This is a genomic window from Staphylococcus equorum (genome assembly GCF_029531845.1).
In the GTDB taxonomy this organism is placed as follows: Bacteria; Bacillota; Bacilli; order Staphylococcales; family Staphylococcaceae; genus Staphylococcus; species Staphylococcus equorum_C.
In genome coordinates this window covers 104066-130624 of the sequence record NZ_JAMBPV010000007.1, presented here as the reverse complement: position 1 = coordinate 130624, position 26559 = coordinate 104066, and the positions used below count along the sequence as shown (strand labels likewise).

The 26559-nt window shown below is 33.5% G+C and carries 22 protein-coding genes; 9 read left to right on the top strand and 13 right to left on the bottom strand.

Annotated elements, in window-relative coordinates:
• Positions 1–278: 278 nt before the first annotated feature.
• Complete coding sequence (locus M4L39_RS10030; protein WP_277581888.1) at positions 279–1337, top strand: YkvI family membrane protein; 1059 nt, start codon at positions 279–281, stop codon at positions 1335–1337.
• 460 nt (positions 1338–1797) lie between these two features.
• Here M4L39_RS10030 and mhqD read toward each other — a convergent pair whose 3' ends face one another.
• The 4 genes from mhqD to M4L39_RS10010 all read right to left on the bottom strand — a co-directional run bounded on the left by mhqD (position 1798) and on the right by M4L39_RS10010 (position 4877).
• Complete coding sequence (gene mhqD, locus M4L39_RS10025) at positions 1798–2391, bottom strand: methylhydroquinone degradation carboxylesterase MhqD (RefSeq protein WP_277581887.1); 594 nt, start codon at positions 2389–2391, stop codon at positions 1798–1800.
• A 77-nt stretch (positions 2392–2468) separates the two neighbouring features.
• Complete coding sequence (locus M4L39_RS10020) at positions 2469–3368, bottom strand: VOC family protein (protein WP_277581886.1); 900 nt, start codon at positions 3366–3368, stop codon at positions 2469–2471.
• A gap of 50 nt (positions 3369–3418) precedes the next feature.
• Positions 3419–4375, bottom strand: a complete 957-nt coding sequence (gene mhqE, locus M4L39_RS10015) for a ring-cleaving dioxygenase MhqE (protein ID WP_277581885.1) — start codon at positions 4373–4375, stop codon at positions 3419–3421.
• Between the two features lie 67 nt (positions 4376–4442).
• The gene (locus tag M4L39_RS10010; protein WP_277581898.1) at positions 4443–4877 is read right to left on the bottom strand and encodes a MarR family winged helix-turn-helix transcriptional regulator; all 435 of its coding nucleotides are present in this window, start codon (positions 4875–4877) and stop codon (positions 4443–4445) included.
• Between the two features lie 242 nt (positions 4878–5119).
• On the opposite strand from M4L39_RS10010, the gene aldA reads away from it, so the two are divergent.
• Entirely contained in the window at positions 5120–6544 is a 1425-nt protein-coding gene (aldA, locus tag M4L39_RS10005; protein ID WP_277581884.1) for an aldehyde dehydrogenase, read from the top strand.
• An 88-nt stretch (positions 6545–6632) separates the two neighbouring features.
• On the opposite strand, the gene M4L39_RS10000 is transcribed toward aldA, so the two are convergent.
• The gene (locus M4L39_RS10000) at positions 6633–7685 is read right to left on the bottom strand and encodes a metal ABC transporter solute-binding protein, Zn/Mn family (protein WP_277581883.1); all 1053 of its coding nucleotides are present in this window, start codon (positions 7683–7685) and stop codon (positions 6633–6635) included.
• A gap of 199 nt (positions 7686–7884) precedes the next feature.
• Between M4L39_RS10000 and M4L39_RS09995 the strand changes: the two genes are divergently transcribed.
• Positions 7885–8163: a GNAT family N-acetyltransferase gene (locus M4L39_RS09995; protein ID WP_069817142.1), complete on the top strand. Its 279-nt coding sequence runs from the start codon at positions 7885–7887 to the stop codon at positions 8161–8163.
• Between the two features lie 198 nt (positions 8164–8361).
• On the opposite strand, the gene M4L39_RS09990 is transcribed toward M4L39_RS09995, so the two are convergent.
• From M4L39_RS09990 to M4L39_RS09980, 3 genes are all read right to left on the bottom strand, one after another.
• Positions 8362–10125 (bottom strand): ABC transporter ATP-binding protein, encoded by a 1764-nt coding sequence (locus tag M4L39_RS09990; protein WP_277581882.1) that lies wholly within the window; start codon positions 10123–10125, stop codon positions 8362–8364.
• Entirely contained in the window at positions 10118–11899 is a 1782-nt protein-coding gene (locus tag M4L39_RS09985) for an ABC transporter ATP-binding protein (protein ID WP_277581881.1), read from the bottom strand. Before M4L39_RS09985 ends, M4L39_RS09990 begins: the two co-directional genes overlap by 8 nt.
• A gap of 156 nt (positions 11900–12055) precedes the next feature.
• Positions 12056–12601, bottom strand: coding sequence for a tubby C-terminal domain-like protein (locus M4L39_RS09980; protein ID WP_277581880.1), 546 nt, complete (start codon positions 12599–12601; stop codon positions 12056–12058).
• Between the two features lie 188 nt (positions 12602–12789).
• Here M4L39_RS09980 and M4L39_RS09975 point away from each other — a divergent pair, with 188 nt between their 5' ends.
• The 5 genes from M4L39_RS09975 to M4L39_RS09955 all read left to right on the top strand — a co-directional run bounded on the left by M4L39_RS09975 (position 12790) and on the right by M4L39_RS09955 (position 19807).
• A complete protein-coding gene (locus tag M4L39_RS09975) occupies positions 12790–13602 on the top strand; it encodes a VOC family protein (protein WP_277581879.1) in 813 nt (270 codons plus the stop codon).
• A gap of 175 nt (positions 13603–13777) precedes the next feature.
• Positions 13778–14602 (top strand): BglG family transcription antiterminator LicT, encoded by an 825-nt coding sequence (gene licT, locus M4L39_RS09970; protein WP_277581878.1) that lies wholly within the window; start codon positions 13778–13780, stop codon positions 14600–14602.
• 324 nt (positions 14603–14926) lie between these two features.
• A complete protein-coding gene (locus tag M4L39_RS09965; RefSeq protein ID WP_277581877.1) occupies positions 14927–16885 on the top strand; it encodes a beta-glucoside-specific PTS transporter subunit IIABC in 1959 nt (652 codons plus the stop codon).
• A gap of 17 nt (positions 16886–16902) precedes the next feature.
• Complete coding sequence (locus tag M4L39_RS09960; RefSeq protein WP_277581876.1) at positions 16903–18333, top strand: 6-phospho-beta-glucosidase; 1431 nt, start codon at positions 16903–16905, stop codon at positions 18331–18333.
• Positions 18334–18355: 22 nt separating this feature from the next.
• Positions 18356–19807 (top strand): glycoside hydrolase family 1 protein, encoded by a 1452-nt coding sequence (locus tag M4L39_RS09955; RefSeq protein ID WP_431197635.1) that lies wholly within the window; start codon positions 18356–18358, stop codon positions 19805–19807.
• A gap of 211 nt (positions 19808–20018) precedes the next feature.
• On the opposite strand, the gene M4L39_RS09950 is transcribed toward M4L39_RS09955, so the two are convergent.
• The 4 genes from M4L39_RS09950 to M4L39_RS09935 all read right to left on the bottom strand — a co-directional run bounded on the left by M4L39_RS09950 (position 20019) and on the right by M4L39_RS09935 (position 24365).
• Complete coding sequence (locus M4L39_RS09950) at positions 20019–20675, bottom strand: NAD(P)H-dependent oxidoreductase (protein ID WP_277581875.1); 657 nt, start codon at positions 20673–20675, stop codon at positions 20019–20021.
• Positions 20676–20785: 110 nt separating this feature from the next.
• The gene (locus tag M4L39_RS09945) at positions 20786–21592 is read right to left on the bottom strand and encodes a Cof-type HAD-IIB family hydrolase (RefSeq protein ID WP_277581874.1); all 807 of its coding nucleotides are present in this window, start codon (positions 21590–21592) and stop codon (positions 20786–20788) included.
• 327 nt (positions 21593–21919) lie between these two features.
• Positions 21920–23458 carry a sodium:solute symporter gene (locus M4L39_RS09940; RefSeq protein WP_277581873.1) on the bottom strand — a complete coding sequence of 513 codons (1539 nt, stop codon included), beginning with the start codon at positions 23456–23458 and terminating at the stop codon, positions 21920–21922.
• 25 nt (positions 23459–23483) lie between these two features.
• Positions 23484–24365 carry an N-acetylneuraminate lyase gene (locus M4L39_RS09935; RefSeq protein ID WP_277581872.1) on the bottom strand — a complete coding sequence of 294 codons (882 nt, stop codon included), beginning with the start codon at positions 24363–24365 and terminating at the stop codon, positions 23484–23486.
• A gap of 263 nt (positions 24366–24628) precedes the next feature.
• Here M4L39_RS09935 and M4L39_RS09930 point away from each other — a divergent pair, with 263 nt between their 5' ends.
• Entirely contained in the window at positions 24629–25501 is an 873-nt protein-coding gene (locus tag M4L39_RS09930) for an ROK family protein (protein ID WP_277581871.1), read from the top strand.
• 106 nt (positions 25502–25607) lie between these two features.
• Here the strand turns inward: M4L39_RS09930 and M4L39_RS09925 are convergent, their stop codons facing one another.
• Positions 25608–26405, bottom strand: a complete 798-nt coding sequence (locus M4L39_RS09925) for a MurR/RpiR family transcriptional regulator (RefSeq protein WP_277581870.1) — start codon at positions 26403–26405, stop codon at positions 25608–25610.
• Positions 26406–26559: the final 154 nt, after the last annotated feature.

The window sequence follows — 26559 nt, the reverse complement described above, 5'->3', positions numbered from 1 at the left end:
TCTTTCAAAAATTTATTAACAAAAAAACATACTATCAAAATTTTTAGTTTAACGCACTAAAATGACCTTCATTGTATACCCACACATATTTCACTTTAATCGTATCTCTATTCCAACCCCCCCTTGTCAAGTACATTCCTGATATACAAATGTCTACACCCAATAAACTTTCATGTTTATTTCTCTTCTTTTTTAAGGTAGAATTAATTATTGTGATGTTTTTTAACTAACATAACCTAATTCAGAAAATGAATTGTCATGAAAGGATTCAAAACAATATGAATAAATTAAAAGAAATTATTATTGTTGCTTTTGCCTTTGTTGGCGTCGTAGTAGGTGCTGGCTTTGCTACAGGGCAAGAAATTTTCCAATTTTTTACAAGTAACGGTAATTTTAGTGTTTACGGTGTTTTTATTACTGGCTTGATTATTACTGTTGGCGGTGTGTTTGTACTGAACACAGGTTATCGTCTCCGTTCACATAATCATACAGAACCAATTAAATTTTACTTACCTCGTACAATTGCTACGATATTTGATATCATATTAACATTATTTTTATTTGCATTAGCAATGATTATGACTGCAGGTGGCGTATCTACAATTAACGAAAGTTTTGATATTCCATATGGTCTTAGCTCATTTTTATTAGTTTTAGTTATTTTATTAACCTTATTTTTAAAATTTGATCGCTTAATTACTGTATTAGGTATGGTTACCCCATTCTTAGTCTTAATTGTAACGATTATTGCAATATATTATTTTTCAACTGGCCAATTTAATTTTGAGGCTGCTGACGATTATGCAAACAGTGAAGGACGTACAGACAAATGGTGGTGGTTCGACGCAATCAATTACGGAAGTTTACAAATTGCTGCTGCTTTTAGTTTTCTTTCAGTAATGGGCGGACGTTTAAAATTTGAGAAATCAACTATTTGGGGCGGTATTTTTGGTGGTATTATCATCACCTTCTTATTACTAATGCTCAATCTCGGAATGGTTACAGAGTTTGCTCAAATTACAGGTGTTGCACTCCCATCATTATTACTAGCAAATCATATTTCTCCTTTTGTTGGTGTGTTTATGGCTATCGTTATGATTTTAGTTATTTATAACACAGTCGTAGGATTAATGTATGCATTTGCCTCACGCTTTACTGAGCCTTATAGTAAATCGTATTACATTTTAATTATCATAATGGCAATCATTACTTTTGCTACAACTTTTATTGGCTTTATCGAATTGATAGGCAAAGTATTCCCTATCATGGGTATTTTCGGTTTCATTCTATTAATTCCGATATTTATTAAAGGGATACTAAAAAATAAACCTGAATAACAGAAAATCGAAGTCTATATTTCGAAAAAAATTACTTTATTTCAAAACGTAAACAAAGGGAGCGGGACAGAAATCTAATTTATCTAAAAAATTTCGTCGTCCCACCCCGGCAAAGCTGACTAAAAAATGGAATATAAGAGCCGAAGTTCTTTAAAAGCTTGATATAAGCGCATTTTCAATTCAGTCAGGCACTGCCAATATAATAAATGAGGCTAAGACATGTATTTATGTCCTAGCCTCATTGCTTTTTATATTTAAATAATGGCAGTGCTTTGTGCTGACTCCAGTGAGAATAGCACGAGTCGAAGACTATCGACACTCTATTTTTGAGAGTGAATTTCTTATATCTATAGATAAAAAGAAGTCATAAACTATCACATGCACCATATTACACACATGAAGTTTATGCCTTCTAATTCTTGCTGTCATTTTAATTTTGAATATCTTTTACTATTTTATATTATTGATTTAATACTGTTTGACCTGCTTGGATACCTGCTTGAGTCAATTCGTGACTGTTGACCCAAACTTGTGTTACATTTGCTCCACGACTTTCAAAAATATCAATTACATTTTTACTATCTTCTACAGTAACGATTGGATCGTTTTCTCCCATAGAAAGCAATACATCTACATCACTCAAATCTTTATTGTTCACTAAATCTACTGGATAAAGTGGTGCATATAACAATGCTTTTTTAAATGTAATATCATCATGTAACATCATGCTAATTGCAATATTTGAGCCATTTGAAAATCCTACTGGTACTGCCTCAGCTAAATCAAAGTTGTATTTATCAGCCGCTTCTTTTAAAAATGTAATTAAACGATCTGTTCTATATTCTAAATCTTCGATATCATATTTTCCTTCTCCAAGACGTTTAAAATAGCGATTCATCCCATTTTCAGAAACTTCTCCTCTAATACTTAGTACATTATAATTAGAATTCAAGACTTCCCCTAATGGTAACAAGTCTTTTTCATCCCCACCTGTACCATGTAATAAAATAAATGTAGGTGCGTTTGCTTCGCCTTCTTTAAAAATGTGTTCCATATATCGACATCTCCTTTAATTGTTGTATTATGTTCATTCAACCTGCAACTGTGTATAATTACTGTTATCATAAATCACTATATTCTAATTGGAGGTAAATGGCGTAAAAGTTCTTCTCTTTTATCTTCATACTGAGGTGGTAACATCAAATGTGTACCAAGTTCCTCAAATCGTTCATCAACGGTAAATCCTGGACCCTCTGTCGCAAATTCAAAAATGATACCACCGTGTTCTTTCATGTAAATTGCATTAAAATAATTACGGTCTTTAACATCTGTTACGTGGTAACCTTTTCCTGTCATTTTCACTTGCCAGCCACGATGATCTTTATCTGTAGGTACAGACCAAGCAATGTGATGTACAACGCTAACACCCCAACGTACATTTTCTTCCGGTGCGACTTTTTTAACCATGACGTGATGTTGCCAATCTCCAGCTGTTTCAATATGGATATAATCATCGTTTTCACTTACTTGTGACAATTCCATATCATTTGTTAAGGTACGTGCAGTCGCTGTTGGATCCATCGACAACATCGTCACACCATGAAAACCAATAATGTCTTTGTCATTATCTGTATTTGTTTCGCCTTCAACAAGTGCCAATGGCAGACCATGTATATCATCAAACTCTAACGTTTCCTTATCAAATAACTGTGTTCTTTCTACATTTATATCATTTTCTTGCAAATGTTGTTCCCAAGCTGCAATAGCATCTTTTGGAATTCTAAATGCAATTCTCTCTACTTGTCCTGCACCAATACGACCTTTGTGTGCATTTGGCCAATTGAAAAACGTTAATATCGTTCCATTATCGACGTTACCATTAGAAAAATATAAATGATACGTAGACGGGTCATCAAAATTCACTGTCTTTTTAATTAATTTTAAATTTAATATATCTCTATAAAACTCAATATTTTCTTCTGGATTACCTACAATAGCTGAAATATGGTGAATGTGTTGAATTGCTTCCATAATTTTTCCCCCTTCTTATTTACCTATACAATTTTTAAAATGCCAGTGCTTTAGCGTTTTGTGTTAAATGGTTTGACTTCTGATTCAATATATTCACGTTGTTCTTCTAAAAATGGTGGTAGTGCTAGACTTTCTCCAAGTGTTTCATATGGTTCGTCACCCATAAAACCTGGGCCATCTGTAGATACTTCAATTAATATATGACCAATACGTGCATATAAAGCTTCAAAATAAAATCTATCCACTAAGCCAGAATTACCTATGCCCATTTCTTTATATTTTTCCATCCATTGCTCAATTGCTTCATGATCTTTTAATCTAAATGACACGTGGTGCACTTCACCATAGCCTTGAAGTGATGCTGGCCCTTCTGCATCTTTTCTTAAGATTACTTGTCCACCATTGCCACCTTCTCCAACTTCTAGTATTGCAACGTTATCTTCTTCATGTTTAACTTTCATACCAAAGACTTGTTCTAATATTTTGATGAAATCTTCAAAGTAACTTACTGTAATTTCAATTGGTCCCAATCCATAAATAGCTTTGTCTATTGGGACTGGACCATTCTTCCATGGTGTACCCGGTGCCACACCAGTATTATGCTCATCTGAAACAAGTTGGTATCTTTGGCCATCCACTTCTTCAAACGGTAATACTTTTGTACCAAATAGCGTTTGTATACCATCATGTTTTATTTCAAAGTCATTAAATCGTTGTTCATAATATTCAAGCGCTGCATCATTTGGAACTCTGAATGATGAACGTGAAATTGAGTTTGTTCCACCTGTACCTTTAGGCACATTAGGAAAATCGAAAAATGTCATATCTGTTCCTGGTGAACCTACATCATCTGCAAAAAATGTGTGATACGTATAGATATCATCTTGATTTACTGTTTTCTTAACAAGTCTCATACCTAAAACTTCAGTGAAAAATTTATAATTTCTTTCTGCATCGTCTGTGATTGCAGTTACGTGGTGTATACCTAATAATTGATTGTTTGTCATAATAAAACTCCTTATTTATATATTATCTCGATTTCGTAGTATTTTAAAATAAAATTTAAAAGTGCTACTACACTACTGTGGATTGAGCACTTATTTTTTTCAAAGCTTGTTGTAACGTTGTCAATTCTTCATCGGTAAGTACCGAAAACGTTGATGTTAACGTTGCTGCATGTTTTGGAAATATATCGTCCATCAATGCATGTCCTTGATCGGTAAGCGAAGCATTGGTAACACGTTTATCTTGTTCATTACGTATTCTGATTACAAAACCTTTTTCTTCCAATTTATCTACAACATACGTGATGCTACTACTAGCAATTAACACTTTCTGTCCAATACGTTGTATCGGTTGATCACCTTTGTTATACAATAATTCCATTACTGCAAACTCTGTAACATTTAATCCGTAACGTTGAACGTCTGTTCTTACAATTTGTTCCAAACAGTCTACTGTTCTGTTTAAGCCAACGAATGCGTTTAATGATTCTTTTGTACGGTTCATTACATCACCAACTTCCAATTTGTTTCGAATTCGAGATAAATATAACACCTCTCAGTAACATAGTCAACAGATAAGTATAAAAAATATACCAAAATAAATAAAACATCTATTTTATGGCCTTATTTGAGACTAAAAGTAAATTAAAATATCTCATTAATTATTATACAAAATATTATTATTTCTCTCATTCTCGTTTTCAAAAAACATTCAGTGGTAGAAGGAAGTATATGGAGGTGTCATAATTGAACAAATTATTTATTAATAATGAATTTATCGAAAGTAAATCAACTGACACAGCAGACGTAATTAACCCTGCTACGGAAGAAATAATAGATACCATTTCATTTGCAACAGCATCAGAAGTTAATGATGCAGTAAAAAAATCGAAACACGCTCAGTTAGAATGGGAAAAAGTACCGGAACCCACGCGTGCTGACCACGTAAAATTATTAATTCCATTACTAGAACAGAATAAGGACACATTGGCAGAATTATATGTTAAAGAACAAGGTAAAACACTTGCATCAGCTAAGGGTGAAATTGATAAAGCGATTCAGTTCATCGATTATATGACTAGCTTAAGTATGAGTAACAAAGGTGAGGTTTTACAAAATAGTCGTGAAAACGAAACTATTTTACTTACGAAAAAACCCGTTGGTGTTACTGCTGGCATCGTTCCTTGGAACGCGCCAATCATGGTATTAATGAGAAAAGTCATACCTGCCATCGTTACTGGATGTTCCGTAGTGATTAAGCCTAGTGAAGCAACTTCTTTAATTACACTTAAACTTGCAGAACTTATTCGCGAATCTACAATACCTGCTGGCCTTGTACAAATCCTACCAGGTAAAGGCGAAACGGTTGGCACTCAATTGGCACAACATCCTGACATTCAATTAATCTCTCTCACTGGTAGTATGCGTGCGGGTAAATCTGTTTATGCTGAAAGTGCTAATACAGTTAAAAAGGTTAATTTAGAGCTTGGTGGTAATGCGCCTGCACTCGTCACTGCAAACGCTAATTTAGATAAAGCTGTTGACTATATCGTTACTGCAAGAGTCAACAATGCTGGTCAAGTGTGTACCTGTCCAGAACGTATTTTTGTACACGAAGCAATTCACGATACATTTATCAATAAATTAAAAGTTAAGATGGAACAACTTAAAGTTGGCGATCCATTCAAAGAGGACTCGGACTATGGTGCTATTATTAATCAGCAACAGCTTGACAGCATCGATGACAAAGTACAAGATGCTGTAAGAAATGGTGCTAACTTAATTACTGGTGGGCATAAAATTGATGGGGCTGGCTATTTTTATGAACCAACTATTTTAGATAAAGTTGATCCAGATGACAGTGCGTTTAAAGAAGAAATTTTCGGTCCTGTTATACCCATTGTGACATATAGTGAATTTGAAGACGCTATCGAACAAGCAAACGATACTAATGCTGGATTATCGTCATTTATCTTTTCTGAAGATTTAAAAGAAATTATGACAGCTACAGAGCGACTTAAATTTGGCGAAGTTTATGCTAACTGTGAAGCGGAAGAAGTCGTGAATGGTTTCCATGCAGGTTGGAGAGAATCTGGTATAGGTGGCGCTGATGGCATTCATGGCCTTGATGAATATTATAATACCACTGTATCTTATATAAGATATGACTAAATATATCATTCAACAATGTTAATATAAAAAAGCCACGAAGTAATGCGGTAAAACAGCATTATTTCGTGGCTTTTGAACTTTACTTATTTTAATCGTTTAAAGCTTTATCTAATGATTTTATGTTTTCTTTCATCAATGATTGATATGAAATATTTTCTTTATCCGCTTCAGATTTAGACAGCGTTGCCATATTATGGAAACCTAATGGTGTCGTATCAGATTCCTTCTGAATGACATCCGTTACTTTAGAAGAAATATTTTGTTCATATAAAACGTAGGGCTGTCCCGTAGCATTAATATTTTTAACAATATCCATCAAATCTCTTTGACTTGGTTCTTCATTATTCATACCACTGACGCCTACTTGTTCAAAACCATATCTGTTAGCTAAATAACCGATAGAATCATGTGAAATAACTACTTTATCGCGTTTCGTATCTTTAGTAATTGATTTCATTTTCTCATCAATATCTTCAATATCTTTAACCAATTTTCGATAATTTTTGTCATAATAGTCTTGGTGTTTAGGATCTTTTTTTGATAGATCATCTCTAATTTCTTTGGCAAACGTTTTGTCCATCTCTGGGTCAAGCCACACATGGGGGTCATTAGTACCATGGTCATGACCTTCGTGTTCGTCTGCTTTCTCTTCATGTTCATGGCCATGCCCTGCTTCTTCGTGTTCATGCGCTTTTTCTTCATGTTCATGGCCATGCCCTGCTTCCTCGTGTTCATGCGCTTTCTCTTCATGTTCATGATTAGCGTTAAAGTCATCTTCGCTCAAATTTTTTGCTAGGGGCAATTTTAAATTATCATTATTGATAGAACCCGTAATTGTTTTTGCGACTGGATCCATAGCTTCACTTGAATAAATAAACAAATCACCTTTAGCAATATTAATCATTTCTTTTTGTGTAGGTTCAAATGAGTGCATATCAGCACCGGGTGGATAAATAGATTCTGCTTCTACATACTTGCCACCAATTTGTTCGGTAAAACTTTTGAATGCAAATGCAGTCGTATATATTTTTAATTTATTTTTAGAACTGACGTCTTTTTTTTCTTCTTTATTAATATCCCCGCACGCACTGAGTAACACAGCGCATACACATGTCAGTATCAACAGTATACTTTTTTTCAAAAAAACGCTCCTCCAAATCGAAATTGTTCCGTTAAAACTATAAACTTATTTTACATATATTTCAATGGTTTTCGCTTAATCATTATATATTTCTATACTTAACTTTATCACTTCTATATTAATTCATTCTGTAAATTGTTTAACATTTGCCAAAACGTGATATTTAGTAAGTAATACATTTATAATAGGAGTGATAAAAATGGCTGATATTAAACAAGGTACCAATAAATTTTACATCGGTGATGACGAAAATAATCCACAAGCGCAAATTACTTTTAAACAACAAGGTGACAACCAAATTGATATCGATCACACTGGTGTGCCAGAAGAATTTGGCGGACAAGGCATTGGTTCAAAATTAGTTAAAGCAGTGGTAGATTATGCACGCGATAATAATTTAAAAGTGACTGCATCTTGTCCATTTGCTGAAGCAGTAATTGAAAAAAATTCAGATTATCAAGATGTTTATGTAGGTTAAGCATTTCAGATATAAATCAGATATTTCACAGTAGCTGTCTGGTATTTAAATATACTTGTTTCAAGCTTTTCAAGAACTACTTCTTCGTTTATGAAGGCTAGTAGTTCTTATACAAGCGCTTCAGTTCTTGTATTCTTGATTATCCTCATAGGGCGGTAATATAAAATCAAATTTTGATTTCATATTACCGCCCTTTTCTCATCCATTTTGTAGTAAATACATATTATGATATATACCATGTTGCGCAATCAATTGATCATGTGTACCACTTTCTACTATTTCTCCACGGTTTAATACAAGAATTTGGTCCGCATCTTGTATTGTAGATAATCTATGTGCAATAGCTAAAGTTGTTCGACCTTTACGCATTTCATTTAATGATTCTTGTATTTGTTCTTCTGTTTCTGAATCTATATTTGCAGTTGCTTCATCTAAAATTAATATTTTAGGGTTCGTAGCAATGGTTCTAGCGAATGCAATTAATTGTCTTTCACCACTAGAAAAGGCACTCCCTTTTTCTATCACTTTATGATTATATTGATCAGGCAGTTTTTCAATAAAATGATTAGCATGTACAAATTCTGCTGCAGCTTTTACTTGTTCAAATGTCATCTTAGGATGGTACAACTTAATATTAGATGTAATCGTACCGTAAAATATAAATGCATCTTGTAAGACTAAACCTATCTTCGCTTTTAATTCAGACTTAGGTATGCTCTTAAGTGAATTGCCGTCCACTTCTATGTCACCACGATTAAATTCATAAAAACGCATAAATAAATTAATGATAGAACTCTTTCCAGAGCCGGTATGGCCAACCAATGCTATCATCTCACCTGGATTGGCAGTGAAAGTAATATCTTTCAACACATCTGTTTCACCATCATAACTAAAGCTGACATGTTTAAATGCAATTTTCCCTTCTTCAATTTTGTGTGTATTGAGCTCATATTGTTGTGGTTCATATGTGTCATCATCAATAAGTGCAAATACTCTGCTAGCTGATACGAGTGCTTGTTGTAAGATATTTAAATTCTGGCTCACTTGATTAATAGGTTCAAAGAAGCGTTCCATATATTGTACAAACGCAAATACAACACCAGCAGTGGTACCAGTAGTAAAACTAATAACACCAAAATACCCAAGAATCATAACTACTGCAAAAACCGATATAGAACTGATCGCAGGACGTAATAATAAACTATCAAGTTTTACTGTTTTCAACATATAGTCATAATGTTCATCATTAATCTTGTTAAACTCTTTGTTTAATCGTTGCTCTTGATTAAATGCTTGAATAATTCTCATACCCTCAATAGTTTCTGCTAATTTAGAATTCAAATCAGATAACCTTTGTCTTGTTTTTGTAAAAAGGAAGGCAGAATATTTTCTATACGTCGCTAATATTATAAAAATAATAGGTAAAAACACAAGTGCAATTAATGCTAATTTTACGTCCAAAATAAACATCATAATGTAACTTGCAATCATCATAAAAAATGCCATGATAAAAGTTGAAAACACACCAATGATCATATCCACAATTGTTTCTGTATCATTCGTCAATCTTGATACAATACTGCCTCCAGGGACTTTATCGAAATACTTCATCCCTAATTTACCTAATTTGTTAAAAGCATCAATACGCAATTGTTGGATTACCTTAAAAGCTAAATATTGGAACATATACTGACTGAAATAAAGTGTGATAGCACCTATGATTTGTATACCTAGAAATATAACAACCAACCAAATCATAGTATCTTTTGGAAAATGGCGTGGCGTTAAATAATCATCGATAAATATCTTAACCATATATGGCGTCATCATACTTGCAACAGTAGATAATATAAGCATGATAAAGGCTAACGCAATCGTACTCTTATAGGGAAGCGTATATTTAAACAACCGAATTAATGCACTCCCTTGGTCCTTTGCAGTTAAGTTAGTACGTTCAGTCATTTTCATCGCCCCCTTTCGTAAGATCATCTAAATTACGTGATAACTTATCTTGTAAAGCTTGGGCTTGATACGTTTCATTATACCAACCCTTTTGCTCAATTAGTGAAGTGTGGGTGCCACTTTCAACGATTGTCCCTTCATCCAACACAATAATGAAGTCTGCATGTTTTACAGCGCTCATGCGATGTGCAGTAATGATATTTGTTTGACCGTTTCTAACGCTTTCTAAATTAGCCAAAATAGCTTCTTCTGTCTGCGCATCCACAGCTGATAATGAATCATCTAAGATAAGGATTTCTGGGTCTACTAATAACGCCCGTGCAATTGACACACGTTGCTTTTGACCGCCAGATAAAGAAACACCACGTTCACCAACTACAGTATGATAGCTATTGGGGAAATCCATAATATCGTCATGAATATAACTTAAGCGGCTTGCTTCATAAATGCTGTCATCATCAATTTCTTCATTACTAAATGCGATGTTGTTACGGATTGTAGTAGAGAATAAGAAGTGTTCTTGTGGCACATAGCCAAATTGAGCTCTTAAATGCTTCACATTATAGTCTCGTATTGGGTAGCCCCCATAACTGATATCTTGCGGTCTTTTAGTATCAAATTCTCTCAATAGTAACCGTATTAATGTACTTTTTCCAGAACCCGTACGTCCTACAATGCCGAGCGTCGATCCCTGTTTAACTACAAAATGAATATCATAAAGCCCTTGTTCATCATTACCTGGGAAATTAAACTGTTCTATATTAAATTCGATATCTCCAGTTGGAGGTCCATCAATTTTATAGGTGGCATCTATATCATTCGGAAGTTTTTCAATTTCATCAATACGTTCATATGAAGCTTTAGCTCTCTGCACAATATTAAAAAACAACCCTAGTGCTAATAACGGCCATACGAGCATACCTAAATAAGTAGTAAAGGTGATAAGTTGCCCTACCGTAATCTCATTTTGAAATACCATTTGTGCACCAAATGCAATTGCTAAAAAATAGCTTGTACCAATTACCAATGTTATCGTAGGATCAAATAAGGCGTCTATTTTCGATACTTTTAAATTTTTCGCTACAACATCATCACTGAGTGCTTGGAAATCTGCTTGGTCGCTTGTTTCATAACCAAATGTTTTAGTCACTTTAATACCTGCAACACTTTCCTGCGTTTTATCATTCAATTTACTAAATGCCGCTTGCGCTTTTTTAAACCCTTTACTCAAAAGTGACCCATAGTAACTTGTTAATAACACCATAAAAGGTAATGGAATGAGCGCAATTAAAGTCAATTTCCAACTTACTGTCGTAGCCATAGTAATCACAACAGTACCACCACTAATTAGTGAATCAGCAATCATTAGAATACCCGCACCTGCGGCATTTTGCACTGCTCTAATATCGTTAGTTGCATGTGCCATTAAATCACCCGTACGTCTATTCTGGAAAAATATCGCACTCATAGCTGTGTATTTCTCATACAAATAGGTTCTCAAGGTCTGTCCTAATTTTTGACTCGTTCCAAAAATAGATAATCTCCATACATATCTTAAAACATACGTTAATATCGCTACTGTAGTCAGGATAACCAGATATATTATTAGTAATTTAGGGGTTAACTTATTCGTTGTCATTTGATCTATTGTTTTACCTATGATTTGAGGCGGTACAATTTCAATTAATGCGATTAATAACAACGTAAATAAACCAACAATATAACTCGCTTTTTGTTGCTTAAAAAACCATCCTAATTTCCAAAATACTTTCAAATACTCACCCCCAAAATCACGTTAATTACACTATCTCTATAGTTTACCATAAGTTGATATATGTAAATATATAGATATTTTTACATTATTAAATACTCAAAAGACATATAAAAATACCGGCAATGAAAATCACTGTCGGTATAAATATAATAAGCTCTAATTCGAGTTTTTTCGCTGTTGTTCTTGAAATTCATAAAAGACTTGGAACAACATAATTAACATTGCTGGGTGATACGTTTCACCCTCAATATATACATCATGACGTGATGCTAATTTAAAGCGTTCAGATTTTGTTTGCATTAATTCATCATGTCCATCTGTCACTTTTACACTTCTAGAAAAAAGCCCTGATTGAAATTTTAATGTGTCGCCTTTATTCCCTTCAAAAAGCAATGTTGGTTTAAAGCCTATTTTCGAACGAAAGACACCTATTGTATTGTCGTTTTTTTCTACTTGCCATACTGTTTTAAATGGCGTTTTAAACGCCCCGCTTATGGTTTTTTCCTGAAGAATACGATACGTATCTTTGCCATCTGTAATCTCAAAGTTTTGCTTGTTATTGCCAAACATTGCAAAAGCCTCTTGGGTCGATGAAGTATAAAATAACTGTAACTTAAATACCGCTTCATCCTTATCATTAAACACATCAATTGTTGATTTTGAAGCACTGAAAAAATTTTCTTTAAAATAATAATGTGCCATTTTCAAAACTCCTATCCGTTAACTTTTTTCATTTAACCTTAATATAACCGAATACTGAAACTCAAACAATAAATCACTTTAAAATCCCCTTTATACATTCAAGCAAATTTTGTTGACTTATAAAGTAAGATACTCTAAACTCATACTTGTAACAATAATAAATACAAGTAATGTTAAGGAGCTTTTTTATGACTTTTCACGATAATACATCAATCCAAGTAACGAATATCACTTTAAATGTTGAAAATATATCGACAATGATTAAATTTTATAAACAAATTTTAGGCTTAACCGTTAACACTGAGACACAAGGCAACGTTATATTTAATATAGGCGACCAAGGCCACACTTTAACTTTACACGAAATCACTGATGGCCGTCGCCCTTCTATGAGGGAAGCCGGACTCTTCCATATTGCCCTTCTATTGCCATCTAGAATAGATTTAGCTAATTTCTTATATCACACATCAAGCTTAGGCATTCAAGTTGGCGGAGGCGACCACCTTGTCAGCGAGGCTTTATATCTTTCAGATCCTGAAGGCAACGGGATTGAAATCTACGATGACCGCTCAAAAGATGGATGGGTGTGGGATGGCAATAAAGTAAAAATGGATACGCTACAAGTTGATGTCAATGACCTTGTAGCACAACGCACTGAAACAGGTTGGCAAGGTATGCCTGATGATGCAAAAATAGGACATTTACATTTAAAAACTGCAGACTTAGAACAAGCGCGTCATTATTATATTGATCAATTAGGGTTAGAGCATATTTCCGATTACCCGCAAGCGCTATTCATGTCTACCAACCAATACCACCACCATATCGCAGCAAACGTATGGCAATCCAATACAATACGTCAAGATAACGACACAAGTTTCGGTTTATCACATGTAGATATATACAAACCTAATGCAACTTCTGAACAATTTATCGGACCAGAAGGTTTTGAAATTGCGATACACAGCGATGCTTTACTTGTAGCTGATAAAAATGAATAATCATATAATTTACAGACTTGAATTGCCTTCAAGTCCGTTTTAATCATTTAGTTTAAATACTATAATGTTATTTTAAATTTCATCTTTCTTTTGACTTATGATTACTACCTCCTCTATATTTAATATATAAATTTATTTTTATTAATTAGTTAATAAACAAGGGATGTTATTTACTATGAAAATCACTAAAATACTTAACAATAATGTTGTTATTTCTAATATCAATCATGTAGAACGTATTGTAATGGGCAAAGGCATTGCTTTTGGGAAACAAAATGGGCAAAACCTAGATAAAGATAAAATAGACAAAGTTTTTATACTTACGAGTAACGAACAAGAACGTATGCTTACATTGCTCAATGAAATTGATCAGGATGTATTAATGACTACTCAAGATATCATCGTAGAAGCTAATAATTTATATGAGAAACCCATTTCAGAATCAATATACCTTTCTCTTACGGATCATATTGATTATGCTATTAAACGTACACATGAGGGTCACAACATTAAAAACCCTTTACTATACGAAATTAATCGATTATATCCTCAAGAATTTAATTTAGGACTAAAAGCGATTGAAGATATCAACCAACGTTTTAATGTATGTCTTCCTAAAGATGAAGCTGGTTTTATAGCAATGCATATTGTAAATGCTAGTATGGATGAAAACATAGCTAATATTTATGAAATTACAAAAATCACTAAAAGTATTCTTGATATTGTACGCTATCATTTCAATTTGCATATGACCGAAGATGAACTTAATTATTCTAGATTTATGACACACCTTAAATTCTTTAGTCAAAGATTAATCAACCATGAAGCATTAAATGAAGTTACTGATGAATCGTTATTACATGTATTACAACAAAAGCATAGCAAATCAGATGCCTGTGTCGATAAAATTTCTGATTTTCTTCAAAAACATTACAACCACAAATTATCTAATGATGAGCGTGTATACCTTATATTGCATATAGCCAGATTATTAAAATAAAATGAAAGCGTTGACATTTAAATATGTAAGCGCTATACTATATCCAATCTTATATATTGTTACTTTAGACGTCATTATCGACGTTTGGGGTTGTAACTTTAAGTAGGCAAAACCCAGAGTAATACATTTCGAAACCTTAGGGTGACGTATGTGTATTATTCTGGGTTTTTTGTTTTTCTATTATTGTTAAGCGTTTTTAAAGTAATGTTACTAGATGCAACCATTTCTTTTGTGGCCACAAGAAATACAAAACATCTTTCACACACTTTTATGCTGCTCATTCTTAACTTAATAGATGATTATAAAAATTGAGGTGAATTTGTTATGAAATATGAAGGATTAGCTAAAGATATCGTTGATAAAGTTGGTGGCGTTGAAAATATCAATTCTTTAACACATTGTATTACCCGTCTTCGTTTTAAATTAAAAGATGAAGAACAAGCAGATACTGAATACTTAAAAAATAACGAAGAAATCGTGACAGTTATGCAATCTGGAGGACAGTATCAAGTAGTAATTGGAAATCATGTGTCAGATGTTTATGATGCAGTCAATAAAGTAGCAAATTTAAATGATGACGATACTGCTACATCGCATGAGAAAAGCACAGGTAGTTTATTAAATCGCTTTATTGATTTAATTTCTGGTATTTTCCAACCTATATTAGGAGTATTAGCTGCAGCTGGTATGATTAAAGGATTTGCTGCACTATTCTTAGCATTAGGATGGATTTCCGAACAGTCAGGTACTTATCAAATACTATTCGCTATCGGTGACGCGTTATTTTACTTCTTCCCATTATTCTTAGGCTTAACAGCAGCCAAAAAATTTGGCTCCAACCATTTTATAGGTATGGCTATCGGTGCTTCACTCGTCTATCCTACGCTTGTAGGCGCTATGGCAATGGGTGCTAAAGGGGCGACCACCCTTTTCGCTGGCACGATTTTTGAAGTTCAATCAAATTTAACATTCATAGGCGTCCCAGTCATTTCAATGACTTATACTTCTAGTGTGATACCTATTATTATCGCAGTTTACTTTGCAAGTATTCTTGAAAGAAAATTAAAAGTCATTATTCCAGATGTAATTAAAACATTCTTTGTACCATTTTTCACGCTATTAATTGTAGTGCCATTAACATTCTTAATTATAGGTCCTATCTCTTCTTGGATTGCCAATTGGATAGGCAGTGGCGCAATCGGCATTTATGGATTAAGTCCAATATTAGCAGGCCTATTATTAGGTGCATTCTGGCAAGTATTTGTAATTTTTGGCCTACATTGGGGTCTTGTAGCAATTATGATAAATAATATTTCAACTTCAGGCTACGACATTATTTATCCTCTTATTTTTGCAGCGTCATTTGCGCAAACAGGTATTGTCTTAGGTATATTCTTTAAAACTAAAAATACAAAGTTAAAATCTTTATCACTACCTGCTGCAATTTCTGGTATTTTCGGTGTAACCGAGCCTTCAATTTATGGTATAACATTACCGCGTAAAAAAATGTTTATTTATAGTTGTATTATTGGCGGTCTCTTTGGTGCATTCATAGGCCTAGCTGGTACAAAACTATTCTTTATGGGAGGATTAGGTATTTTTGGTTACACAGCTTTCATTGGTGATACAGGATTAAATTCAGCATTCTGGTTAGCAATATTAGCTACCATTTTAGCTACCATTGTAGGACTTATCGTTGGTTATATTTTCCATACAGACAAAAATGAAAAAGATGTTCAAACTACCGCTCCTGAATCAGAACAGACGAATAATAAAGATAATGATACTTTAGATACAAACAAAGCAATACAAACCGAAAATGTAAAAGAAGACGATTTTATCGTTGCACCTATATCTGGCGAAACATTGCTATTAGAACGTGTTGATGATCCTGTCTTTGCTTCTCTTGCTATGGGTAAAGGAGTTGCAATCAAACCCTCTTCCAATTCAGTAGTTGCACCATTTGATGCCAAAATAGAAAGTCTCTTCCCTACTGGACATGCGATTGGTTTAAAATCTTCTAATGGCACAGAAGTACTCATTCATATTGGCATCGATACAGTGAAATTAAACGGCAAAGGATTTAATCCTCTTGTAGCACAAGGTGACTCGGTTACAACAGGACAACCTTTAATCGAATTTGATTCAGAAGTTATTCGTGATGAATCATTTGATGACACAATTATGATAGTAGTAACAAATACTAACGAAACTAAAGATGTTGTCATAGAAGATAAAGACAGTATTATACAAAAAGATCCATTAATTTCAGTAATTTACTAATTTAAGGAGGTTTATTTATGTCAGTGTTAAATAAAAGTTTTTTATGGGGCGGCGCTATCGCAGCCAACCAAGCTGAAGGTGCTTATGACAAAGATGGTAAAGGATTAAGTTTAGTAGATCTCTTACCTGCAGGTGAGACACGCAAAGAACCATTATTCAATCCCTCAAAAGCTTTAAACCAGGACTTTGATTATTATCCTAGTCATCAATCAATCGACTTCTATCATCGTTACGAAGAAGATATAAAACTCTTTGCAGAAATGGGATTTAAAGCATTACGCTTTTCCATCTCTTGGCCTAGAATTTTTCCGAATGGAGACGAAACAGAACCTAACGAAGCAGGTCTAGCATTTTATGATGGTCTGTTTGATACATTAGAAAAGTACGGCATTGAACCTATCGTTACGATAAATCATTTCGACACACCTTATTATTTAGCAAAACATTATGGTGGCTGGTATAACCGTAAGACTATAGATTTCTTTATGAATTATGCAACAGTTCTTTTTGAAAGATATAGTCATCGCGTAAAATATTGGATTACACATAATGAAATCAATATGATTCTTCACATCCCATATATTGGTGGCGGTTTAATTATTGAAGATACTGATAATAAGAACCAAGTGATGTATCAAGCAGCACATCATCAACTTGTTGCTTCAAGTCTAGCAACCAAAGTCGCGAAAGAAATTGATAAAAATAATCAAATTGGTTGTATGTTGGCTGCTGGAGATGTCTATCCAAACACTTCTCATCCCAATGATGTGATGGCTGCTTTAGCAAAAAACAGAGAACAATATATATTTATCGACATTCAATCACGTGGAGAATATCCAAATTATAGTAAACGTATGTTCAAGGACTTGGGTGTGTCTATTAAAAAAGAACTTGGTGATGACGAAATATTAAAACAAAACACTGTAGATTATATTTCTTTTTCATACTATTCCAGTAGACTCGAAAGTGGCGATGACGCTATCAACAAAAACAAAGCGGCAGGCAATGCTTTTGCTTCACTTAAAAACCCTTACCTAGAAGCATCAAATTGGGGTTGGCAAATTGATCCTGTCGGCTTAAGAGTTACGATGAACCAAATCTATGATCGTTATCAAAAACCACTATTTATTGTAGAAAATGGTCTGGGTGAAATGGATGAGATCAATGAAGATGGTTCGATACACGATACGTATCGTATTAAATACTTAAGTGAACATCTCGAACAAATGACTGAAGCAGTCAAAGATGGTGTGCCATTAATTGGTTATACTTCATGGGGATGTATCGACATCGTTTCTGCAGGAAGTGGTGAAATGAAAAAACGTTATGGCTTTATATATGTTGATCGCGATAACAAAGGTAATGGTAGTTTAAATCGTAGTCGTAAAGATTCATTTTACTGGTACAAACAAGTAATTCAAAGTAATGGAGAAAAGTTAACTTATTAAATAAATTTTAGGAGGATGCATTATGACAATGTTACATGGATTTAAAGATTCATTTTTATGGGGCGGCGCAACTGCTGCCAATCAAATTGAAGGTGCGTATGATTATGATGGTAAAGGAATGTCGGCGGCTGATTTCGTTGAGTATGTACCTAAAGAACAACGAACAGGCGATAATAATATGGAGATGACTTCCGAAAAAATCAAAGCTATTTTATCTGGAGAATATGAAGGCCGTTTTCCAAAACGTGATGGTATAGACTTTTATCATACTTACAAAGAAGATATAAAACTATTTGCAGAAATGGGTTTTAAAGCATTTAGAATGTCTATACATTGGTCTCGCATATTTCCTAAAGGGTTTGAAGAAGAACCTAATGAAGCAGGTCTTGCTTTTTATGATGATGTATTTGATACTTTATTATCATATAATATTGAACCTGTAGTCACTTTGAGTCACTACGAAACCCCATTCGGTTTAACTGAAAAATATAACGGTTGGGTTGACAGAAACGTTATTGACCATTTTGTTCACTATGCAGAAACTGTATTCACACGTTACAAAGATAAAGTGAAATATTGGATGACTTTTAATGAAATTAATATTATTAACATTTCACCTTATACAGGTGGTGGTATTATTTCTGATAGAAAAGCAAACCCTTTAAAAGCTTCATACCAAGCATTACATCATCAATTCGTCGCTTCTTCATTAGCAACTAAAAAATTAAAACAAATTATACCAAATGCTCAAATGGGTTGTATGCTCGCACGTATGAAACATTATCCTTATACATGTAATCCAGAAGATGTATTGAAAGCACAACATGAAGATCAAATGAATTTAATGTATACAGATGTCCACGCACTAGGTGAATACCCTAATTTTTACAAAAAATTCCTAGCGGATAATGATATTACTTTGGACATTACAGATTCAGATTTAGCAATCATTAAGCAATATACTGTGGACTATATCTCGTTTAGTTACTATATGTCTCTATTATCTTCGACTTCTCCTGAAGGAGAAACAACACAAGGTAATTTAATGAATAGCCTTAAAAATCCATATCTTGAAGCTTCAGACTGGGGATGGCAAATTGACCCTATTGGATTAAGAATAGTCTTAAATGAATTATGGGACAGATATAAAAAACCCTTATTTATTGTTGAAAATGGTTTAGGCGCCAAAGACATCGTTGACAACGGGCAAATCCATGATAACTATCGTATTGATTACCTTGAAAAGCATATTGCAGAAGCAAAAAAAGCAGTTCAAGACGGCGTGGATTTAATGGGCTATCTTGCTTGGGGACCAATCGACTTAATTTCTATGTCTACAAGTGAAATGACAAAACGTTACGGTTTTATCTATGTTGATCAAGATGATTACGGTAAAGGTAGCAAAAAACGTATTAAAAAAGACTCATTTGAATGGTATAAACACTTAATTAATACAAATGGCCAAGAACTATAACTCGTTGCGTTAATTTCATTATAAGCTTTTAAATATATGTAGTAATTTGTGCTGACTCCTGCGAGAATAACACAAGCCGAAGACTACAGGCTGAGGTTGTGTTCGCGGAAAGCATGCACATATCACTACCAACTAGGTCCTGATAAATTAGACAGACTAAAGGGAGCATATCAATGATATGCTCCCTTTAGTCTTAAACTTAGTTAATTTATTATAACCACTCTACAACATCTGATTGAGGCTGACGTACTTTGTCTTTCGATTCTGTTTCTCTATAACCAAAAGCAGCCATTACGGAAGGTGCAAAGTGTTCTGTATCTGCAATACCTTCTTCATCTAAGAATTGAGTGACCGCATCCAAATCAAAACCTTCTATAGGACAAGAATCAATGTTTAACAATGCTGCACTCGTCATCATATTACCAAGTGCAATATATGTTTGTTTCTTAGCCCATTCTAACAATGTTTGTTCAGTGTCATTAATATGAAAACTCGTTTGGAAATTTTCAAATTTTTCTTCTGTTGCCGGAATACTTTCTTCACTATATTTTTTAATATCACGTATCATATGTTGAACGAATGGTGATTTAGCTGTTACATTTTTGCGTGCTAGGATTAATACAAAATGACTTGCTGTATCTAGCTGGCCTTTTGCTCCCCAACTGATTTCTTTCAATTTGTTTCTAATCTCACTGTTTTGAATCACAATGAATTTCCAAGGCTCTAATCCAAGTGAGCTTGGTGAAAGTCTACCCGCTTCTAAAATAGTATTAAAATCACCGTCTTCTATTTTTTTACTTGCGTCAAAACGTTTTGTTGCATGTCTAAAATTAAACGCATCTAAGATCGTTTGTTGCATTTGTGTCATAACCTGAGTGACCTACCTTTCAAATCAATTATATATCTCAGTATAGCTACTTTCTAACCCTTATTGAAATAATATGTTTATAACTATATTCTCGATTAAAAAAGGTATATTTAATTTAGTACTTTTAATACTTTTTCCTCAATTACAGTTAGCACGCCTTGTTCATCATTCGTAGGTGCAATGTGATTTGCTACTTCAAATAATGATTCATCTTCACTATTTTTCATAACATAACTATGTGTTGCAAGCTCTAACATATCTAAGTCATTATTAGCATCACCAAATGCCATCAGGCTATCAGGACTTAATTCCCATTTCTTTAATAAACGATGCAATGCCTGACCTTTAGTCATTCCAGGTATAATAAGATCGATACTGTCTCGACCACTTGATACAAGTTTTAAATCTTCCGTAAAGTTTTCACTTAAATCTTCATCTAGTGTCGGGTGTGAGCTTCTATCAATATTCAATGCTATTTTCACATATTCATCATCTGGCAAATCTTGAAATGACTCAATTTCTTCCAATTGTCGATAATAAAAATGCGCATCTTTTTTAAATGCTTCTGTATTATCTTTTAGTATATAGGCACTGCGCAATCCACAAACTATAAGATTATCAATGCCACGCTCAATATTTAAATAGTCAATTACTTTTTGATAAAAGCTTCTATCAAATGCTTCATAGTCATATAAAGTATCCCCTTCATATATAACCGCACCGTTTTCAGCTACAAACAACATATCACGTTGCCCGAAAATAGATTTTAATTTAGCATATTGGTTACCACTTGCTGCAATAAACTTAATGTCATGTGCTTTGAGCTGTTGAAAAATTTGTTCAAACCTTTTTTCATCATAAGCTTTTTGTGAATCTAAAAATGTTCCATCCATATCAACCGCAATTGCTTTTATCATAATGTCCCCTCAAATCTTCCTATTTATGTATATCTTTATATTATATCGACTATACAGTGTGATTCAAAGTAAATTCATCATTTATCGAGATTTAATTATTAATACTTAACTAACACTGTCTTATTAAAAAAATCAATTTTAAGTAATTCAATTTTATATTTTTCACATAGCTTAAACCGTGAAAAACGAATACAAAAATAGCCGGAGAAGTTTGATACTTTTCCGGCCGTTTTTGTACTTCCAATATTGCAACATTTGTTTTTATTTCAAAATACATTATGTCTTTGGTGCTTAGTTTAATTAAACTAAGCAGATGGATAACCATCCTTAATTTTTAGACTTTTTAACATGCACTTTAGAAACATAATTAGATTTTTCTTTAATATCATAAATTGTTAAACCTTTAATATCTTTCTTCTCACCTGGAACAATAATGCTCACTATATAAGAGAAGATAAATGCAACAGCAAATGAAATAATCGAAACGAAGAACGGTGAACTTCCTCCGCCTATACCGTTAAAGATATAAGCAAATATAATTCCCAAAATTAACCCTACAATTACGCCAAATGTGTTTGTACGTTTTGTAAAGATACCAACTGCAAACACGCCTGCTAATGGTACACCTACAAGACCCGTAACTAATAAGAATAAATCCCATAAATCATTGGAATCTGCTGCGATAAGATAGAGTGACATTCCAAAACCAAATAAACCTGATAAAATAATCATCCATCTTGCAAAAGTAACTTCTTTTTTCTCTTCACCTTTACCGAAAAATCTATGTTTAATATCAACTGATATACAAGCAGAAATTGAATTTAAGCTTGATGAAATTGTTGACTGTGCAGCTGCAAAAATAGCAGCGATTAATAATCCAGCAACAAACGGTGGCATTTCAGTAAGTATAAAGTAAGGTACGATGGATGATGTATTAAAGCCTTCTGGCAAGCTACTTTCATGGCTATAAAATGAATAGAGCATTGTTCCCATACCATAAAATAACGGTGCAGAAATTAGTGCTAAAGCACCATTCATCCACAATGATTTTTTCGTTTCTTTCATTGAATCTGACGCTTGATAACGTTGTACTACGTCTTGACTCGCCGTATATTGGTGCAAGTTATTAAATATATTCCCTAAGAAAATAATAGGAATTGCTGCAGCTGCTGAATTTAATTTCCAGTTATCTGCACTAATAATTTTCTTGTTCTCTATGGCATCAGATATAAGTGTGCCCATACCACCTTGTATATGCGTTACCCCTAAGATGATAATTGCTGCAGCGCCGCCTAATAAGATAACCCCTTGGATAAAGTCACTCCATACTACACCTTCAAAGCCCCCTAGGAAAGTATATAGGATACAAAGGATTCCAACGAGACTCGCCACTACATAAGGATTCATATCAGATACTGCTGTGATTGCCAATGTAGGTAAATAAATTACAATTGCAACTCTACCTATATGAAATAACACAAACAGTAATGACCCTATGACACGAACACTCGGACCAAATCGTGCTTCTAAATACTCATATGCCGATGTAACATTTAATTTTTTGAAAAACGGTACATAAAAATAAATTAACAGTGGAATAATTGCTACAATTGCAATATTTCCAGCAATATAAGACCAGTCAGTTAGAAATGCTTTTTCTGGCGTAGACATAAATGTGATCGCACTTAAAGTAGTCGCATAAATAGAAAAACCTACTGCCCAAGATGGCAAACGTCCGCTTGCCGTGAAGAAGCTATCTGTATTTTGACTTGCTCGTTTTGTAAAGTATGCCCCAACTAATAGCATAATCAATAAGTAAACGATAACTGCTACCCAATTCCATGCACCAAAACCTACCTGTTGCATTTACTTCATCCCCTTACGTGATGTTTTATAAATTATAGTTTTTGATTAATGTTTCCAATTCACTTCTATTACTTTCATCAAATGGTTTGAAAGGACGTTTAGGTTTGCCGCCATCAATACCACGTGTTGCTAAAATTTCTTTTAATGTTGAATAGATACCCATGGATAATACATTTTCAATAATGTCATTTGTATCGTGTTGAATTTGATAAGCTTCATCAATTTCACCATTTTGAGCTTTTTCAAAAATTTGTCTTGCGCGTTTGCCGTTCACATTATAAGTTGAACCAATTGCACCATCTACCCCAGATATTGCAGCTTGGACTAACATTTCATCAAAGCCAGAAAGAATTAATTTGTTTGGATACGCTTTGCGCAAACGTTCAAGCAAGAAGAAGTTTGGTGCAGTGTATTTCACACCGATTACTTTTTCGTGTTCGAAGAGCTCACCAAATTGCTCAATTGATATATTCACACCTGTTAAATCAGGGATAGCATATATAATGAGATTGTTTTGAGTTGCTTCAATTAATTCAAAGTAATAATCTTTAATTTCTTCGAATGAGAAAGGATAGTAAAATGGAGTAACTGCTGAAATGGCATCATATCCCAATTCTGTAGCATATTTCCCCAATTCAATCGCTTCATTCAAATCTAAAGAACCGACTTGTGCAATCATCTTCACGTCATCATTCACTGCTTCTTTAGCAACTTTGAAGATTTGTTTTTTCTGTTCTTTGTTTATTAAAAAGTTTTCTCCTGAGCTGCCATTAACATATAATCCGTCTAAACCTTCTGTTTCAATTGCATTTTTAGCAATCTGCTTTAATCCTTCTTCTTTCACTTGACCTTGTTCATCAAATGGTACTAACAACGCTGCATATAAGCCTTTTAAATTCTCTTCCATGTGATAACCCTCCATCTATTTTTCTTAAGTTATTATTATAAAAAATGTATATAACCTCTATATGATTTATATATCATCTTTCATAGATTTCTATTTACACTTCAAATTGTAAACGCTACCATAAATAGTAGCAATAGCTTTTTGAAAAATTTCATCATTTGTTACGATATTTTTTGAAAATAATTTTCAAATGTAATTATAACTACACATTTAAATACAAAGATGATACATATAATAAGAAGACGTTACAGGAGGCATGGCATATGGAAAATTATAAAGTCGCAATTGATATCGGAGGGACAGCAATTAAAGCTGCTGTTTTAGACGAAGATTTAAATTTTATAGATTATCACAAAGTTTCTACACCGGATAATATTAATCATCTTATCGTTGATACTGTATACACATTAGTAGAGGGCTTTCAAAAAGCACACAAACTTAGCCCCTTACAGGTAGGTATATCTAGTGCTGGCGTCATTGATGAAAAAAATGGCATCGTCGTCTATACTGGACCAACGATACCTAATTATAATGGAACAAATTTTCACCATTTACTTGCACCACTGAATGCACAAGTACAAGTCTTTAATGATGTGAATGCCGCCTTACTCGGTGAACTTTGTCTTCACCAATATGAAGCGGATAATATCTTTTGTCTTACACTAGGTACGGGAATTGGCGGTGCTTTTTATAACGATACGCTGCAGTTATACAATGGAGAACGTAACAGAGCGAATGAAATAGGTTATTTATTATATAACGCGGAAGACAATAAGACATTTGAACAACGCGCCTCAACTTCAGCACTTAAAGCTTTAATGTTATCTCATGCGTTTCCCTATGAAGATAATGTACCTAAACTATTTGAATTGGCTGAACAAGGAGACACACTGGCACTATCTATTCTTAATCAGTGGAGCCAAGCTGTTGCTGAAGGTATTGCACAAATTCAAATCATCTATGATCCTGGTTTAATTCTTATCGGTGGCGGTATATCTTCCCAAGATCAGCGATTACTTAAATATATCACACCGAAAATAGAAAGTTTCTTACCACCACAATATGGTCACGCAGTCATACAAACTACACGTACACAAAATCATGCTTCATTATTTGGTGCAATTTCTAAATTTTAAAAATAACCTGTGAAATCCTGCGTTTTTCTCTAATTTGGACGACTATATGCCGTTCAGTACATATGAGAAAAGTCACGCACCCAACTTCACAGGTTGTTTTTTTTAATCATTCATTTAAAATCACTTTTTTAGTTTGTTGATAAACATTATTCATATATTCATCATCCAGTAATAAATAACTGACAATATCTATTAGGAAAAGTGTCGCGATTTGTGTGTTAATAAATTGTGTATCGTTGATTCTAGATTGGTCCGTTGTGATTAATACTAAATCTGCGCATTGCGTTAAAGTACTTCCTTCATAATTCGTAATAACTACCACATAAGCACCTCGTTCATGGGCAATTTCTGCAGCAGCAATTAACTCTGTAGTCTCACCACTATTTGAAATAGCTACAAAAGTATCCGAAGCTGTTAATAATGACGCAAAAATTTTCATTTGATGCGCGTCTGTGGAGACGCTCCCTTTCAATCCCATTCGCATCATACGGTAATAAAATTCTGTTGCAGATAAACCTGAACTACCGAGCCCAGCATAAATAATCTGACGGCTACGATTAATTTGATTTACAAAACGCTGAATTTTTTCATCAGAAATAAACTCTCCAGTTTGTTGAATAATATCTTGATGATACTTATGAATACGTTGAATGAGCGGACTATTCTCAATAACTCTGTCCGTCATTTCCTGTTGTAAATTAAATTTCAAATCTTGAAAGTTGTCATAATTCAATTTATTACTAAAACGTGTAATGGTCGCTGGCGATGTTTTGATTGCGTAGGCTAACGAATTAATTGTAGAAAATGTATCATCAAAATCATTATTTTGAATGTAATCAACAATTTGTTTATCAGTTTTTGTAAATAGATGATGATAACGTTGAACACGATTTTCAAATTTCATAAAATTCACCCTTTTAAAATAAATAATAATTAAAGTATATATGAAAATGTTTTTCATAACAACGAAAACTATTGATTATTATTTTCTTGATGTTATATTAAAATTACTAAGTCGATACAAATTAATTTTTATATTAAATCTACTAAAGTTACGG

Excerpts from the sequence above, each read along its gene's own strand:
- mhqE (WP_277581885.1), bottom strand. The coding sequence starts at position 4,375 with ATGACAAACAATCAATTATTAGGTATACACCACGTAACTGCAATCACA.
- M4L39_RS09930 (WP_277581871.1), top strand. The coding sequence starts at position 24,629 with ATGGAAAATTATAAAGTCGCAATTGATATCGGAGGGACAGCAATTAAA.
- M4L39_RS10010 (WP_277581898.1), bottom strand. The coding sequence starts at position 4,877 with ATGAACCGTACAAAAGAATCATTAAACGCATTCGTTGGCTTAAACAGA.
- M4L39_RS09955 (WP_431197635.1), top strand. The coding sequence starts at position 18,356 with ATGACAATGTTACATGGATTTAAAGATTCATTTTTATGGGGCGGCGCA.
- M4L39_RS09965 (WP_277581877.1), top strand. The coding sequence starts at position 14,927 with ATGAAATATGAAGGATTAGCTAAAGATATCGTTGATAAAGTTGGTGGC.
- M4L39_RS09950 (WP_277581875.1), bottom strand. The coding sequence starts at position 20,675 with ATGACACAAATGCAACAAACGATCTTAGATGCGTTTAATTTTAGACAT.
- M4L39_RS09925 (WP_277581870.1), bottom strand. The coding sequence starts at position 26,405 with ATGAAATTTGAAAATCGTGTTCAACGTTATCATCATCTATTTACAAAA.
- M4L39_RS09995 (WP_069817142.1), top strand. The coding sequence starts at position 7,885 with ATGGCTGATATTAAACAAGGTACCAATAAATTTTACATCGGTGATGAC.
- mhqD (WP_277581887.1), bottom strand. The coding sequence starts at position 2,391 with ATGGAACACATTTTTAAAGAAGGCGAAGCAAACGCACCTACATTTATT.
- M4L39_RS09945 (WP_277581874.1), bottom strand. The coding sequence starts at position 21,592 with ATGATAAAAGCAATTGCGGTTGATATGGATGGAACATTTTTAGATTCA.
- licT (WP_277581878.1), top strand. The coding sequence starts at position 13,778 with ATGAAAATCACTAAAATACTTAACAATAATGTTGTTATTTCTAATATC.
- M4L39_RS09940 (WP_277581873.1), bottom strand. The coding sequence starts at position 23,458 with ATGCAACAGGTAGGTTTTGGTGCATGGAATTGGGTAGCAGTTATCGTT.
- M4L39_RS10030 (WP_277581888.1), top strand. The coding sequence starts at position 279 with ATGAATAAATTAAAAGAAATTATTATTGTTGCTTTTGCCTTTGTTGGC.
- M4L39_RS09990 (WP_277581882.1), bottom strand. The coding sequence starts at position 10,125 with ATGACTGAACGTACTAACTTAACTGCAAAGGACCAAGGGAGTGCATTA.
- M4L39_RS09935 (WP_277581872.1), bottom strand. The coding sequence starts at position 24,365 with ATGGAAGAGAATTTAAAAGGCTTATATGCAGCGTTGTTAGTACCATTT.
- M4L39_RS09980 (WP_277581880.1), bottom strand. The coding sequence starts at position 12,601 with ATGGCACATTATTATTTTAAAGAAAATTTTTTCAGTGCTTCAAAATCA.
- M4L39_RS09975 (WP_277581879.1), top strand. The coding sequence starts at position 12,790 with ATGACTTTTCACGATAATACATCAATCCAAGTAACGAATATCACTTTA.
- M4L39_RS10020 (WP_277581886.1), bottom strand. The coding sequence starts at position 3,368 with ATGGAAGCAATTCAACACATTCACCATATTTCAGCTATTGTAGGTAAT.
- M4L39_RS09960 (WP_277581876.1), top strand. The coding sequence starts at position 16,903 with ATGTCAGTGTTAAATAAAAGTTTTTTATGGGGCGGCGCTATCGCAGCC.